Raw genomic sequence first — 14,691 nt, forward strand, 5'->3', positions numbered from 1 at the left:
TTTCCTGATGACATTTAAATATATATTAAAATGTCAAAACTCAAACAAGCGTTACAAAATCGAATTTTGGTTTTAGATGGTGCCATGGGAACCATGCTGCAACGCTATAAATTTACTGAAGAAGATTTCCGTGGAGAACGATTTAAAGAGTTTCCATTTCCTTTAAAAGGAAATAACGATTTACTGTCTTTGACCCAACCCAAAGCAATTGCCGAAGTACACGCTAAGTATTTTGAAGCGGGAGCTGATATTGTTGAAACCAATACGTTTTCAAGTACAACTGTGGGGATGGCCGATTATCATATGGAAGATTTGGTTTATGATCTGAATTATGAATCAGCTAGGATTTCAAAGGAAGTGGCCGATAAGTTTACTGCTGAAAATCCAGACAAGCCTCGTTTTGTTGCTGGAAGTATTGGGCCAACAAATAGGACGGCTAGTTTATCTCCTGATGTAAATAGACCAGAATTTAGAGCTATCACTTTTGAAGAACTTCGTATAGCTTATAAGGAACAGGTGGAGGCTTTAATTGATGGAGGTGTCGATATACTTTTAGTAGAAACTATTTTTGATACCCTAAACGCAAAGGCTGCACTTTTTGCTATAGAAGAAGTAAAGGAAGAACGCCAGATTGATATTCCAGTGATGGTATCAGGTACTATTACAGATGCTTCAGGAAGAACCCTCTCAGGGCAAACGGTTGAAGCATTTTTAACCTCCATTTCCCATGTGCCTTTATTAAGTGTCGGATTCAATTGTGCTTTGGGAGCCGATCAATTAAAGCCGTATCTTCAAAGATTGTCTCATGCCACAGATTTTATGGTTTCAGCACATCCTAACGCGGGATTACCAAATGCATTTGGGGAATATGACCAGTCAGCCAAAGAGATGCAAGTTTTGATAGAATCCTATTTAAAGGATGGTTTAATAAACATAATTGGTGGTTGTTGCGGAACAACACCAGAACATATAAAGGCTATTGTTGAGGTTGCTGCTAAATATGAACCTAGAAGTATTGGGGCAGCTGTTTAATGAAAGGGAATATTATGTCTGAAAATAAAATGAAATATTTAAAACTTTCGGGGTTGGAGCCACTCATTGTGACCCCTGAAAGTAATTTTATTAATGTAGGAGAGCGAACCAATGTTACTGGCTCCCGAAAATTTCTTCGGTTGATTAAAGAAGAAAATTATACCGAAGCTTTGGATGTTGCTAGAGATCAAGTGGAAGGCGGTGCACAGATTATTGATGTAAACATGGATGAAGGTATGTTGGATGGCAAACAGGCTATGGTGACCTTCCTAAATCTAATCGCTTCAGAACCAGATATTGCAAGAGTGCCAGTGATGATTGATAGTTCCAAATGGGAAATTATCGAGGCAGGATTACAAGTGGTTCAAGGAAAATCGGTAGTAAATTCCATTAGTCTTAAAGAAGGTGAGCAAACCTTTATCCATCATGCTAAGTTGATCAAGCGCTATGGCGCTGCTGTTATTGTAATGGCATTTGATGAAGAAGGTCAGGCAGATACCTATCAACGCCGAATTGATATTTGCAAAAGGTCTTATGACATATTGGTGAATCAAGTGAATTTTCCGCCAGAGGATATCATCTTCGATCCCAATATTTTTCCGGTTGCAACAGGAATGGATGAGCACCGATTGAATGCTTTGGATTTTTTCAATGCCACCAAATGGATTAGAGAAAACCTTCCATATGCAAGTGTTTCCGGAGGAGTTAGTAATGTGTCTTTTTCCTTTAGAGGGAATAATGTTGTTCGTGAAGCTATCAATGCCGCTTTTTTATACCATGCCATTCAACATGGGATGAATTTGGGTATTGTTAACCCAACCATGTTGGAGGTTTATGATGAAATTCCAAAGGACCTTTTAGAGCATGTTGAGGATGTACTGTTTGATAGACGGGATGATGCGACAGAGCGTTTATTGGATTTTGCCGAGACAGTAAAGGATCAAAAAAAGGAGGGTGAGGTTAAAACCCAAGAGTGGAGAAATGACCCGTTGCAAGATCGAATAACCCATGCATTGGTAAAAGGAATAGATGCCTTTATTGTGGAAGATGTGGAAGAAGCGCGACAAGCAGTGGAACGTCCAATTGAAGTCATTGAAGGTCATTTGATGGCAGGGATGAATGTGGTTGGTGATTTGTTCGGTAGTGGGAAAATGTTCTTGCCACAGGTTGTTAAGTCGGCAAGAGTGATGAAAAAGGCGGTTGCTTATCTACAACCTTTTATTGAGGCTGAAAAAAGTGATGCCCAAAGATCAAATGGAAAAATACTTATGGCCACTGTAAAAGGGGATGTCCATGATATTGGGAAGAACATCGTTAGTGTGGTTTTGGGATGTAACAATTATGAAATAGTGGATTTAGGGGTTATGGTGCCCCCAGAAAAAATTATTGAAACTGCTAAAAAGGAGAATGTAGATGTCATCGGTTTAAGTGGGTTGATTACTCCGTCCTTAGACGAGATGGTTTATGTGTCTCAGGAAATGGAAAAGCAAAATTTCAATATTCCTTTGATGATAGGAGGAGCCACCACCTCTAGAGCACATTCCGCAGTGAAGATTGCGCCGAATTACTCGAGTACAGTGGTACATGTCAATGATGCTTCCCGAGCGGTAACCGTGGTTGGGAATCTTTTGCAAAAGGATAGCCGTGTTTATAAAGATCAAATTAGGGAAGAGTATGAGAAATTCCGTGAGCAATTTTTAAAGCGAGGAAAACAAAAGGAATACATATCAATTGAGGCAGCTAGAGAAAATAAATTTCAAATAGATTGGAGTTTCTCAGAACTTGTAAAACCTAATCAAATTGGAGTACAAGTTTTAGAGTCGTTTGATATCACTTTGTTGGAGGATTACATTGATTGGAGCCCATTTTTTAGAAGTTGGGATTTGCATGGAAAGTATCCTGATATTTTAACCGATGGTGTGGTTGGTAAGCAAGCCTCTGAGCTTTTTTCTGATGCCAAAATTTTACTTCAAAAAGTGTTTGATGAAAAGTTATTGCAAGCTAAAGCAATCTTTGGATTGTTTTCTGCAAATAGCATCAATGATGATGACATTGAGTTGTATGATGAGCAAGGAAATGTATTGGAAACATTCTTGACTTTACGTCAACAACTTAAGAAACGGGAAGGGGTTCCTAATTTTGCTTTGGCAGATTTTGTAGCTCCAAAAGCGGAGGGAAAATCAGATTATATGGGTGCCTTTTGTGTAACCGCAGGATTTGGGACTGAGGAATTGGCCAAAGATTTTGAGAAAAATCACGATGATTACAATGCTATTATGATCAAAGCTTTGGCAGATAGACTTGCAGAAGCCTTTGCCGAATATTTACATCAAGAGGTAAGAACTAAATTTTGGGGTTATGCTTCTGAAGAAACCTTATCCAACGAAGAATTGATTTCCGAAGCCTATAAAGGGATTCGTCCAGCACCTGGTTATCCAGCATGTCCAGACCATTTGGAGAAACATACCATTTGGAATCTGTTACGTGTTGAAGAAAACATAGGTGTAAAACTTACTGAAAGCTTAGCCATGTGGCCTGCAGCCAGTGTAAGTGGATATTATTTTGGAAATCCAGAAGCCAAGTATTTTGGTTTGGGGAAAATTACAACAGATCAGTTAAAGGATTATGCCAAAAGAAGACAGATAAATGAGGATGAAGCCAGGAAATGGCTTAATCCAAACTTGGCAGAAACTTAACCATTAAATAGAATTAAATTAAAATAGAAATCCAAATTATAAGCTAAGTTCGTATAGTCAAAAAAAGGAAAAATCATGAGTAAATTCAGATTAGAAATACGCTTTGCTGTTCAGTTAGTTTTAATGACTGCAGTTTCCTTGTTGATGGCTTACCTAACGACTTAGATTGGGTTTGGCTATGACGCATTATGAAGGTAACCGAACATATTAAACAAGCTAAAGGCAAAACCTTATTTTCTTTCGAAATCATTCCGCCTACCAAGGGTAGCAACATTCAGGAATTATATAACAACATTGACCCATTAATGGAGTTCAAGCCTCCTTTTATTGATGTCACTACATCCCGGGAACAATATGTCTATATAGAAAAAGATGGGTTACTAGACCGCAAAATAACGAGAATGCGTCCAGGAACGGTAGGTATTTGTGCTTCGCTTCAACATAAATATGATGTGGATACCGTACCGCATGTGTTGTGTGGCGGTTTCACTAAAGAAGAAACCGAATATTTGCTGGTAGATTGTCACTATCTGGGAATTGAAAATGTTATGGCACTTCGAGGTGATGCTATGAGTCACCAAAAATACTTCGAACCCACTAAGGGAGGCCATACATATGCTACTGATTTGGTAGAACAAATCCAAAATCTAAATAAAGGGCATTACCTTCATGATGTTATTGAAGCGAGTGATAAGGCAGATTTTTGTATCGGAGTGGCAGGTTATCCAGAAAAACATATTGAAGCTCCCTCGTTACAATCAGATTTAAAGCGGCTAAAACAAAAGGTGGAAGCCGGAGCTGATTATGTGGTTACACAAATGTTTTTTGATAATAAAAAATACTTTGAATTTGTGGAGGCGGCCAAACTTGCAGGAATTGATGTGCCTATTATCCCAGGAATTAAACCTATTGCCGTAAAGCGTCATTTGCAGGTGCTACCGCAAGTTTTTAAAATTGATTTGCCTCAAGAACTTATAGATGCTGTAGAAAATTGTAAGGACAATAAAGACGTTAGGCAGGTTGGTATTGAATGGTGCATCAATCAATCCAAAGAATTGTTGGAAGCTGGTGTGCCCGTGCTGCATTATTATTCCATGGGAAAAAGTGACAACATTAAAGCTATTGCATCAGAATTGTTTTAATTATTCTGCTATTTTTGCCGCATAATCCTCTTTATGAAATATTTTTTCACGGTGATTTTGTGTTTGGTTTCTATGGCTTTTTATGCTCAGGAGCAACAGTACACCAATAACTTTGAATTGAATTACTTTAAGGGGAATATCGCACTTCACAACAATGATATTCTAGGCCTCATTCAAGGGCATCCCGAAGGTTTTATTTTCAGTTGGAACAAAAGAACCTTTGGCTTTCAAGATTGGGAGCAACGTTATAATTATCCCGATTATGGGCTGTCATTTGCCTATCAAAATTTAAAGAATGATGTATTGGGCACCAGTTATTCGGTATATGCCCACTACAATTTTTATTTTATAAAAAGGCATTTGATGTTGCGGGTCGGTCAAGGTTTGGCTTATAATACCAATCCTTATGACAAGTATGAAAATCCAAAAAATATTGCTTTTGGAACACATATCTTAAGCAGTACTTACTTGATGCTTAATTACAGAAAAGAGCGGTTATTTGATCGATTTGGTATTCAAGCTGGGTTGAGTTTGTTGCACTATTCAAATGCCAATGTAAGAGCTCCCAATACAAGTGTTAATACCATTGCAATTAATTTGGGAGTCACCTATAATTTGGAGGAAGAAGATCCAGAATATCAGCAGAGTTTAACCAAAGAAAAATTTACGGAACCCATCAAATTTAATGTGGTTTTAAGAGGCGGGATTAATGAAAGTGATGTTATTGATAGTGGTCAGTTTCCGTTTTTTGTTGTTTCAGGTTATGCCGATAAACGGTTGAGTCATAAAAGTGCTATCCAATTGGGAGCTGATTTGTTTTTTGCAAAGTTTTTAGAAGAGCTTATTTATTATCAATCTGTGGCATTTCCAGAGGAAGGTGTTTCAGGGGATGAAGATTGGAAACGTGTTGGTTTATTTGCTGGTCACGAACTATTTATCAATAAGACCTCTATCTTGACCCAAGTGGGCTATTATGTTTATTATCCTTACGATTTTGAAGGACGAACTTACTTTAGGGTTGGTTTAAAGCGCTATTTTGGAAAGAAAGTGTTTGGCGCATTGACTTTAAAGTCTCACGGTGCTAAAGCTGAGGCAGTAGAATTTGGAATTGGTGTTAGGTTGTAATATGAAAAGAATATTTTACATCATGCTAATATTGGTCTTTGCTTGCAATAGTGAAGACGCGAACGATTGTTTTCAAAAGGCGGGTAATACCATTCAAAAGGAAGTTCCTGTTACGGCTTTTGAAACTATTTTGGTAAATAGAGATGTCGAACTTATTTTAAAACAAGGTCCGGAGTTTTTAGTTACTATAGAAAGTGGTGAGAATCTCATGAATGATATTACGGCTGAGGTTATTGGAGAGCAATTGCAAATTACAGATAACAATACATGTAATTTTGTTAGGGATTACGCCTTGACCAAAGTCTATGTTCAAGCGCCAAATGTATCTGAAATTAGAAGTTCCACACAATATGACATTTCTTCAGAAGGTGTTTTGGAGTATGATCAATTAACCTTGATTTCTGAAGATTTCAATGCTCCCGGGACTTTTACTACAGGAGACTTTAGATTGCAAGTTGCGAACATGCAACAGTTACGGGTTACTACTAACAACATGTCTTTTGTTTATGTGACTGGCTCGGTTGAGAATTTGTCGGTTCGCTTCTTTTCAGGAGCAGGGAGGTTTGAAGGGGCTAACTTGATTGCACAAAATGTGGATGTCTATCATCGGGGAAGTAATGATATGGTTGTGAATCCACAACAACAGTTAACGGGAGAACTCCGCGGACCTGGAGATTTGATTTCAGTGAGCCAACCTACGGTTGTGGATGTGGAGCAGTTTTATACTGGAGCTTTGATTTTTAATTAATGAGAGTTTGTTTTTGGATTTCTTTTGTTCTTTAACATTAAAAAGATCAGAAGCATAAAAGGCAAAAGGACACAAATAACGACTGATGCCTGAACATAATTCAACCCTAAAATTTTAAACCAGTTCAAAAAGTCTACAGAATAATTAAAAAGTTTGGTTGAGAACGCTTCAAAGTCCGGAATGATTAATAGAATTAAAAAGATTATCAAAAGGTATATATAAACCAATTTCTTATTGGAAAGAACTTTGCCTAAAAAGTAAACTAAAATAAAGGGTGTTAATATATAATAGATAATGATATTGACTTCATGATATGTAAACCCAGAAACCTTTGAAAGAAATTTCAATGATTTATAAACGGCTTGAAAAATATCATTCATAAAATTTATGGCAATTACTTTGTGTGGTATCTAAACAAACTTTCCAAGCTTTCATTTTTCTATTTAATTAGACTTTCGTGTAATTTATCAAAGTAGTTCCTGGCTCGTCTTTCAAACTTAAATGACCATCATTTGTTAATTCATAAACCCATCCGAAAGGTTCATTTTCGATTCTAAATAGTTTAGATTTTTCCTTGGTATCTGTGAGAATTAACTTTTGAATTCTTTCACCTGTTTTAACATATAATAACCCGTTTGACATTGTAACAAATTCAAAAGTCTCAACTTCTTTGGTGTCCTTGAAACTCTGAATAAACCATTTTCCATTTGCTTCCTTTTCACTCAACCGATACAATTCGAGGTCTTTGTTATAAATTTCAAAAAGCTTTTTGCTTATAGGTTTGTCTTCGCTAACTTTTATGTGCTTCATTAAAGCATCATACTTATCCTCTTGATTAAATAAAGAGAACCTGTAAAATGCCATTGAAATAGCTTCAAGTTCATAGGCGGGATAGGTGCCGCCAAATACGTCTATAACGCCTCCAGTTTTTTTACATTCCAGAATAATAGGCCAAAAGGCTAATAGCGCTTCCCCGTTCCAATTGTGGGCGATATTTAACATTGGAACCGTATTGTTCGGTTTGTATGATTTGGGACTGTGAATTTCAAACATTAAAGCTGTACGGATTAAAAGACTCAAAGAAATCGAATCGTGTTGCCTAATATTATCGGAATGCAATTGGACTTTTTGATCTAGATTCTCTAAATGCTTCCAATAGGCATCGATAGCTTCTTCTGTTTGTAAGGCTTTAATTTCCTTACTGTAAGCGTCAATTGCGATTTGAGAATGGGCAAGATTTAAACTCGATAAGGAGGTTGCCAATAATAATAAACGAAATAAAAAATTCATGGTCTATTTTTTGTCAACTCCCTAAACAAACTCTCCAGACTTTCATTTTTCTGGTTTAATTGTAGGATTTTAAGTTGGTTGTCATGGGCAAAATCAAACACATGGGAACGCATGTCTTCAGAAGTAGAAAAAGTAATCTCATAAACAAAATCATGGGTGTTGATTACTTGTTTTACCTTGGGGAGTTTTAAAAGAAAAGCATCCTCTACTCGATAGTCAAATTCTACGATGACCACTTGTTCCTGTCCGCCTCTTAATTCTTTTAAGGTTTTATCAGCAACAATTTCTCCCTTGTTGATTATAATAACTCGGTCGCACATCGCCTCCACTTCTTGCATGATATGTGTAGAAAGAAATACCGTTTTAGTTTCGCCGATGGTTTTAATCAAATGTCTGATATCTACCAATTGATTGGGGTCCAATCCCGTGGTAGGTTCATCCAAAATTAAAACATCAGGATTGTGTAGTAACGCATTTGCCAATCCCACACGTTGTCTATATCCCTTAGATAGTTGTCCGATTTTTTTGTGGGCCTCTGGCGTTAATCCCGTAAGTTCGATAACTTCTTCCACTCGAGATTTTTTAACCCCATAAACACCCGCATTAAAGGCTAAATATTCCTTGACATATTGTTCCAAGTACAATGGGTTATGCTCAGGTAGATAACCAACGCTTTGTTGGACTTTTTGTTTCTCACTGCCTAAATCGAAGCCATTAACTTTGGCATATCCTTCAGAAGGTTCCAAATAGGTGGTGAGAATCTTCATCATAGTTGATTTACCTGCGCCATTAGGACCTAAAAAGCCAACGATTTCAGGTTTGGAGACCTTAAATGAAATTGCATTTAGGGCCTTTTGTTCACCATATAATTTTGTGATATTTGAAACTTCAATAGACATAGTAAAAGTCGATTTTACTTTCAAAAATAATATAATTACCTATCTCTACATACCTTATTTATAAGGAAATGCTAATTACTTCTAAAAAGATTTTGTTTTTTGAATTTATTATTTACTTTAGCAAACAGATTATGAACACAATAAGCGCAAATACATATTTTAACTGGTTTTATTTCTTTTTTAGCGAAAGGAACGAGACTTTGTATGTGTAATTTGCAAAAAGATAAATTCTATAAAAAGTCTCGATTTTAATCGAGACTTTTTTTTTGATGTCAATTAAAGGTTTAAGTAATTAAGGAAATGATAAATACGGTAGAGACCATTAGATCGGTAGCCATTCAAGGAGTGAAAGGTTCCTTTCATCATATTGTTGCAGAAGACTATTTTGGTAGGGAGGTGCATGTTGAGGAGTGTCTTACTTTTGATGGGGTAGTTCAAAGCCTTATGGATGGTAAAACAGATGCTGTGATTATGGCTATTGAAAACTCCATCGCCGGTTCGATTATTCCTAATTATGCCTTGTTGGATAATCATAACCTTCATATTGTGGGGGAATATTATTTAGATGTGCAACATCAGTTAATGGCACTTCCAGGGCAGCAAATGCAGGATATTCATGAGGTGTATTCCCATCCTATGGCGCTTCTTCAGTGTAAGGAATTCTTTAAGCAATATCCACATATTAAGTTGATTGAAGATAAAGATACCGCTGAAGTAGCTCAAAGAATTCGTGAAAAGGAGTTGAAACATGTAGCTGCGATTGCCAGCAAATTAGCTGCTGAATTGTTTGATTTGGAAATTTTGGCAGAAAGCATTCAAACCATCAAGCATAATGAAACGCGTTTTGTGGTGGTTAAAAAACAAAATTCCTTGGTGCCAGAAGCAGACATCAATAAAGCTTCCATAAGATTTGAATTGGAGCATAAAAGAGGCAGTCTAGCTGCAGTATTAAACGTGATGAGTGATTGTAGGTTGAATTTAACCAAAATTCAATCCTTGCCAAAGATCAATACACCATGGAAATATGCCTTTTTTGTTGATGTGACCTTTGATAAAATAACCGATTTCAAAAAGGCAAAAGCACTCATTGAAATCATGGCAGAAGAGTTTAAAGTTTTGGGAGAATATAAAAACGCAAAGATATGATTGAAGTAGCTAAGAGACTTCAAACGGTAGAGGAATACTACTTCTCTAAAAAATTAAGGGAGGTTAATGTGTTAATGGCAAGTGGTAAGCCCATTATTAATTTGGGGATAGGGAGTCCCGATTTAGCTCCGCCAACCAAGGTGATTTCTACTTTGGTTGAGAGTTTGTCCCATTCCAATGCCCATAAATATCAGAGTTATCAAGGATTGCCAGAATTAAGGGAAGCCATGGTGTCTTTTTATAGGGATCAATTCAATGTGTATTTGAGTCCAACTACCGAAGTATTGCCGCTTATGGGGAGTAAGGAAGGAATCATGCATATATCCATGGCCTTTTTAAATGAAGGCGATGAGGTATTAATTCCAAATCCAGGTTACCCTACTTATGCTTCGGTTACTAAATTGGTTGAAGCTGTTCCTGTTTTTTATGACTTAACAGAAGAAAACGGATGGGTTCCAGATATTGAAAAATTGGAAGAACGGGATTTGAGCAAGGTGAAGATTATGTGGATTAACTATCCAAATATGCCAACTGGAGCAGTAGCTTCAGAAGCTGTTTTGATCAGATTGGTAGCCTTTGCAAAAAGACACAATATCTTGTTGGTAAATGATAATCCGTATAGTTTTATTTTGAATGAGAATCCTAGAAGTATTCTAGAGATTCCGGGTGCCAAAGAGGTGTGTTTGGAAATGAATTCCATCAGTAAAACCTTCAATATGGCTGGCTGGCGTGTGGGTATGCTTATGGGGAATTCAGAAAGATTGTCCCATGTTTTAAAAGTAAAAAGCAATATGGATTCTGGTATGTTTTATGGCATTCAGAAAGGAGCTATAGAAGCATTGAAGTGTTCAAAGATGTGGTATGTTAGCTTAAATGATGTTTATAAGGAACGCCGGGAATTGATGTGGAAATTGGCAGAAGCGCTTAACTGTACCTTTGATAGAAAGGCTGTAGGTATGTTCGTTTGGGCTAGATTGCCAGAAGGAGTCAAATCAGAAGCATTTATAGATCTATTGTTAAAGGAAAATCATATTTTCATTCCTCCGGGAACCATATTTGGAAGTAATGGTGAAGGTTACGTCAGGTTTTCACTATGCTCACCTACAGATGTCATAGAAGAAGCAATAGCTAGAGTAAAATAAAAAAGATGATAAAAAACTTATATATCATTGGAGTTGGTCTAATTGGTGGAAGTATAGCCAGAGATGTCAAGCGAATGAATCCGGAGATGGTCATTTATGGGATTGATAAAAATCCTGATCATTTGGATGAAGCTCTAAATCTTGGTATTATCGATAAAAAGGCTCAGTTGACCGATGTTCAAGAAGCTGATTTTGTAATTGTAAGCATACCAGTTGATGCCTCGGTAGATTTGCTGCCCCAGGTCTTAGATCTTATTCCTGATGATGCCTTGGTTATGGAATCTGGGAGTACGAAAGCAGATATCTGTAAAGCGGTTGCAAATCATCCAAAACGCCGAAATTTTTTAGCAACCCATCCCATTGCAGGAACCGAATTTTCTGGTCCAAGTGCAGCTCTTGAAGGCTTGTTTCATGGAAAAACAAACATCATTTGTGAGGTAGAGAAAACAGCTTTTAAACTGCAGGAGTTGGCTTTGAATATTTTTCAAATTATGGGCATGCGTATTCGCTACATGAATCCTGAAGCACATGACAAACACATTGCTTATGTATCGCATTTGTCTCACATCAGTGCATTCATGCTGGGTAAAACTGTTATTGAAAAGGAAAAAAATGAGAAAGACATCTTCGATTTGGCAGGGAGTGGATTTGCTTCAACGGTAAGGTTAGCAAAAAGTTCGCCTGCTATGTGGACACCTATATTTAAACAGAATAAAGAGAATGTTGTTGAGACATTAAATGAATATATACACAATTTGGTGAGTTTTAAGGATTTTCTGGAGTCAGATAATTATGACGAGATTTTCAATGAAATGGAAAATACAAATCACATAAAAGACATTTTAAACGGGTTAGAGAAAAAATAGATTATGGAAAACAAGAAAGAATTGAGAGGGTGGTTAGACGCCATGGAATTACCACATCCATTGGTAATTGCTGGACCATGTAGCGCAGAGACTGAAGAGCAAGTATTGAAAATAGCACATGATTTAAAAGATACAGATGTAAATTATTATCGGGCAGGTATTTGGAAGCCAAGAACCAGACCAGGTAATTTTGAGGGAGTAGGTGCACTTGGCTTAAAATGGTTGCAAAAGGTAAAAAAAGAGACTGGTCTAAAAACGGCTACAGAAGTTGCCAATAGAAACCATGTGGAATTAGCCTTAGAGCATGATATTGATTTGCTTTGGATAGGTGCTCGCTCCACTGTTAGTCCCTTTATTGTACAGGATATTGCTGATGCGCTGAGGGGGACCGATAAAATAGTATTGGTCAAAAACCCGGTGAACCCAGATTTGCCATTGTGGCTTGGGGCCATTGAACGGTTGTATGCATCTGATATCAAAAATCTGGGTGTCATTCACAGAGGTTTCTCAACTTATGAAAAAACGAAGTATAGAAATAACCCAGAGTGGCAGTTGGCGATTGAGTTACAAACCAAGTTTCCCGACTTACCATTGATTAATGACCCGTCTCATATCACTGGTAAACGCGATATGATTTTTGATGTATCCCAAACAGCTTTAGATCTTAATTTTGATGGGTTGATGATTGAAACCCATTTTGATCCCGATAATGCTTGGAGTGACGCTGCACAACAAGTAACGCCCAAAGCACTGGTTCAGATTATGAAAGATTTGAAGGTGAGAAAGGAAACGGATCCTGAAGCTGAATACTCCAATCAATTGAACAACCTTAGGGCTCAAATTGATGTTTTAGACAATCAATTAATCGATCTTTTGGGAAGGCGAATGAAAGTCTCTGATGGCATAGGCCAATTAAAAAAGCAAAAAAATGTAGCGGTGCTTCAAACCAAGCGATGGAATGAAATTTTAGGGAAAATGGTTTTGGAAGGAGAAGATAAAGGACTTAGTGAGGAGTTTATTTTGAAAATGTTTAAAGCGATTCATCAAGAATCTATCAACCATCAAGAAAAAGTTATTAATAAATAAAAGATGCCCCTTCTTATTAGGGGCATTTAAATTAAGGGCTTAAAACAAGATAATAGGGCTGTTAAATCCATATTTTGCCCTAAATTTGACACATGACAGGAACGGTTTATAAATCTACTGGTAGTTGGTATACGGTCAAAACTGATTTGGGTGTTGAATATCGATGCCGAATTAAAGGTAAATTCCGTATTCAAGGTATTAAAAGTACCAACCCAATTGCTGTAGGTGATGTAGTTGATTTTGAATTGGAAACGAAGAATGATGAAACGACTGGTGTCATTCATCACATTCATGACCGTAAAAATTACATCGTTAGAAAATCTGTTAATCTATCGAAGCAAACACATATCATTGCTTCTAATGTTGATCAGGTATTTTTGTTGGTTACCATTGATAATCCACCAACTTTCACGAGTTTTATTGATAGGTTTTTGGTCACAGCAGAAGCTTATTCTATAAAGGCTATTTTACTTTTCAATAAAATTGACGTGTATGATGAGAATACCTTAATGGAAGTTAAGTATTTGGCTCATTTATATAGGCAGATTGGATATGAATGTATTGGGATTTCAGCTAAGACTGGTAAGAATATTGACCAAGTAAAAGGTTTGATGGAAGGAAAGGTAAGTATGTTTGCAGGTCATTCAGGTGTTGGTAAATCCACATTGATTAATGCCATTGAACCCAATTTAGATTTAAAGACTCAGGAAATTTCAATGCAGCATTCCCAAGGGCAACACACAACTACCTTTGCCGAAATGTTTGACTTAAGCTTTGATGCACAAATTATTGACACGCCAGGAATCAAAGGATTTGGAGTGGTCGATATGGACAAGGAAGAAGTTGGCGATTATTTCCCAGAGTTTTTTGAATTAAAACAATACTGTAAGTTCAACAACTGCATTCATGTAGATGAACCCAAATGTGCCGTTAAGGAAGCCTTGGATAAAGATGAATTGGCTTTCTCAAGGTATCGAAGTTATCTTCAAATTTTAGAAGGAGAAGAGGAACATTACCGAACCGATAATTATGACCAAGAATAGTTCATGAAGGCAGTTATTCAAAGAGTATCTCAGGCCGGCGTAACTATTGATTATGAAAAAGTAGCGCAAATAGAAACTGGGTTAATGATTCTTTTAGGTATTGTTGAAGATGATACTCAGGAGGATATTAACTGGCTTTCCAAAAAGATTGCAAATCTTCGAATTTTTCCGGATTCTGAAGGGGTCATGAACAAATCCATTTTGGATGTTTCTGGGAAGGCTATAGTTGTTAGTCAATTTACACTACACGCCAGTACAAAAAAAGGAAACAGACCAAGTTATATCTATGCGGCCAAACCAGATGTTGCCATTCCGTTATATCATTCATTTATAGATTCTTTGGAGAAGGAATTAGGAGATCCTGTTCAAACAGGTGAGTTTGGTGCCGATATGAAGGTGGATTTAATTAATGATGGACCTGTGACTATTATCATAGATACGAAGGAAAAAGTGTGAAAAAAATCTTAAAAATTTCA

At 36.9% G+C, this 14,691-nt stretch carries 13 protein-coding genes; 11 read left to right on the plus strand and 2 right to left on the minus strand.

The genetic code is table 11. The features are described 5' to 3' along the window. Positions 1 to 30 precede the first annotated feature (30 nt). The 5 genes from GZ212_RS12675 (at position 31) to GZ212_RS12695 (ending at position 6,743) form a co-directional block, all read left to right on the plus strand. A complete protein-coding gene (locus tag GZ212_RS12675; protein WP_166960894.1) occupies positions 31 to 1,032 on the plus strand; it encodes a homocysteine S-methyltransferase family protein in 1,002 nt (333 codons plus the stop codon). Positions 1,033 to 1,061: 29 nt separating this feature from the next. Next, a complete protein-coding gene (metH, locus tag GZ212_RS12680; protein ID WP_370520488.1) occupies positions 1,062 to 3,728 on the plus strand; it encodes a methionine synthase in 2,667 nt (888 codons plus the stop codon). Between the two features lie 188 nt (positions 3,729 to 3,916). Continuing rightward, positions 3,917 to 4,870 carry a methylenetetrahydrofolate reductase [NAD(P)H] gene (gene metF / locus GZ212_RS12685; protein WP_053970313.1) on the plus strand — a complete coding sequence of 318 codons (954 nt, stop codon included), beginning with the start codon at positions 3,917 to 3,919 and terminating at the stop codon, positions 4,868 to 4,870. A gap of 33 nt (positions 4,871 to 4,903) precedes the next feature. Next, positions 4,904 to 5,995: an acyloxyacyl hydrolase gene (locus tag GZ212_RS12690; RefSeq protein WP_166960899.1), complete on the plus strand. Its 1,092-nt coding sequence runs from the start codon at positions 4,904 to 4,906 to the stop codon at positions 5,993 to 5,995. 1 nt (position 5,996) lies between these two features. Next, positions 5,997 to 6,743, plus strand: coding sequence for a head GIN domain-containing protein (locus GZ212_RS12695; protein ID WP_166960902.1), 747 nt, complete (start codon positions 5,997 to 5,999; stop codon positions 6,741 to 6,743). 447 nt (positions 6,744 to 7,190) lie between these two features. Here GZ212_RS12695 and GZ212_RS12700 read toward each other — a convergent pair whose 3' ends face one another. Both GZ212_RS12700 and gldA read right to left on the minus strand, forming a co-directional pair. Continuing rightward, complete coding sequence (locus tag GZ212_RS12700) at positions 7,191 to 8,033, minus strand: hypothetical protein (protein WP_166960905.1); 843 nt, start codon at positions 8,031 to 8,033, stop codon at positions 7,191 to 7,193. Further along, positions 8,030 to 8,932 carry a gliding motility-associated ABC transporter ATP-binding subunit GldA gene (gene gldA, locus GZ212_RS12705; RefSeq protein WP_166960908.1) on the minus strand — a complete coding sequence of 301 codons (903 nt, stop codon included), beginning with the start codon at positions 8,930 to 8,932 and terminating at the stop codon, positions 8,030 to 8,032. Before gldA ends, GZ212_RS12700 begins: the two co-directional genes overlap by 4 nt. Positions 8,933 to 9,232: 300 nt before the next feature. On the opposite strand from gldA, the gene GZ212_RS12710 reads away from it, so the two are divergent. The 6 genes from GZ212_RS12710 to dtd all read left to right on the plus strand — a co-directional run bounded on the left by GZ212_RS12710 (position 9,233) and on the right by dtd (position 14,671). After that, positions 9,233 to 10,078, plus strand: a complete 846-nt coding sequence (locus GZ212_RS12710) for a prephenate dehydratase (protein ID WP_166960911.1) — start codon at positions 9,233 to 9,235, stop codon at positions 10,076 to 10,078. Next, positions 10,075 to 11,220, plus strand: a complete 1,146-nt coding sequence (locus GZ212_RS12715; RefSeq protein ID WP_166960916.1) for a pyridoxal phosphate-dependent aminotransferase — start codon at positions 10,075 to 10,077, stop codon at positions 11,218 to 11,220. Before GZ212_RS12710 ends, GZ212_RS12715 begins: the two co-directional genes overlap by 4 nt. Positions 11,221 to 11,228: 8 nt before the next feature. Beyond that, positions 11,229 to 12,086, plus strand: coding sequence for a prephenate dehydrogenase (locus GZ212_RS12720; RefSeq protein ID WP_166961329.1), 858 nt, complete (start codon positions 11,229 to 11,231; stop codon positions 12,084 to 12,086). A 3-nt stretch (positions 12,087 to 12,089) separates the two neighbouring features. Beyond that, positions 12,090 to 13,172, plus strand: coding sequence for a bifunctional 3-deoxy-7-phosphoheptulonate synthase/chorismate mutase type II (locus tag GZ212_RS12725; RefSeq protein WP_166960919.1), 1,083 nt, complete (start codon positions 12,090 to 12,092; stop codon positions 13,170 to 13,172). A 92-nt stretch (positions 13,173 to 13,264) separates the two neighbouring features. Then, entirely contained in the window at positions 13,265 to 14,215 is a 951-nt protein-coding gene (rsgA, locus tag GZ212_RS12730) for a ribosome small subunit-dependent GTPase A (protein ID WP_053970304.1), read from the plus strand. A gap of 3 nt (positions 14,216 to 14,218) precedes the next feature. Next, positions 14,219 to 14,671 carry a D-aminoacyl-tRNA deacylase gene (dtd, locus tag GZ212_RS12735; RefSeq protein ID WP_166960922.1) on the plus strand — a complete coding sequence of 151 codons (453 nt, stop codon included), beginning with the start codon at positions 14,219 to 14,221 and terminating at the stop codon, positions 14,669 to 14,671. The last annotated feature ends 20 nt before the right edge of the window (positions 14,672 to 14,691 follow it).

Origin of the sequence: Mangrovimonas sp. CR14, from assembly GCF_011764015.1 — a bacterium.
In the GTDB taxonomy this organism is placed as follows: Bacteria; Bacteroidota; Bacteroidia; order Flavobacteriales; family Flavobacteriaceae; genus Mangrovimonas; species Mangrovimonas futianensis.

What these genes read in the sequence shown, in the direction of transcription:
- GZ212_RS12675 (WP_166960894.1), top strand. Translation starts at nt 31, where the DNA reads ATGTCAAAACTCAAACAAGCGTTACAAAATCGAATTTTGGTTTTAGAT.
- metH (WP_370520488.1), top strand. Translation starts at nt 1,062, where the DNA reads ATGAAATATTTAAAACTTTCGGGGTTGGAGCCACTCATTGTGACCCCT.
- metF (WP_053970313.1), top strand. Translation starts at nt 3,917, where the DNA reads ATGAAGGTAACCGAACATATTAAACAAGCTAAAGGCAAAACCTTATTT.
- GZ212_RS12690 (WP_166960899.1), top strand. Translation starts at nt 4,904, where the DNA reads ATGAAATATTTTTTCACGGTGATTTTGTGTTTGGTTTCTATGGCTTTT.
- GZ212_RS12695 (WP_166960902.1), top strand. Translation starts at nt 5,997, where the DNA reads ATGAAAAGAATATTTTACATCATGCTAATATTGGTCTTTGCTTGCAAT.
- GZ212_RS12700 (WP_166960905.1), bottom strand. Translation starts at nt 8,033, where the DNA reads ATGAATTTTTTATTTCGTTTATTATTATTGGCAACCTCCTTATCGAGT.
- gldA (WP_166960908.1), bottom strand. Translation starts at nt 8,932, where the DNA reads ATGTCTATTGAAGTTTCAAATATCACAAAATTATATGGTGAACAAAAG.
- GZ212_RS12710 (WP_166960911.1), top strand. Translation starts at nt 9,233, where the DNA reads ATGATAAATACGGTAGAGACCATTAGATCGGTAGCCATTCAAGGAGTG.
- GZ212_RS12715 (WP_166960916.1), top strand. Translation starts at nt 10,075, where the DNA reads ATGATTGAAGTAGCTAAGAGACTTCAAACGGTAGAGGAATACTACTTC.
- GZ212_RS12725 (WP_166960919.1), top strand. Translation starts at nt 12,090, where the DNA reads ATGGAAAACAAGAAAGAATTGAGAGGGTGGTTAGACGCCATGGAATTA.
- rsgA (WP_053970304.1), top strand. Translation starts at nt 13,265, where the DNA reads ATGACAGGAACGGTTTATAAATCTACTGGTAGTTGGTATACGGTCAAA.
- dtd (WP_166960922.1), top strand. Translation starts at nt 14,219, where the DNA reads ATGAAGGCAGTTATTCAAAGAGTATCTCAGGCCGGCGTAACTATTGAT.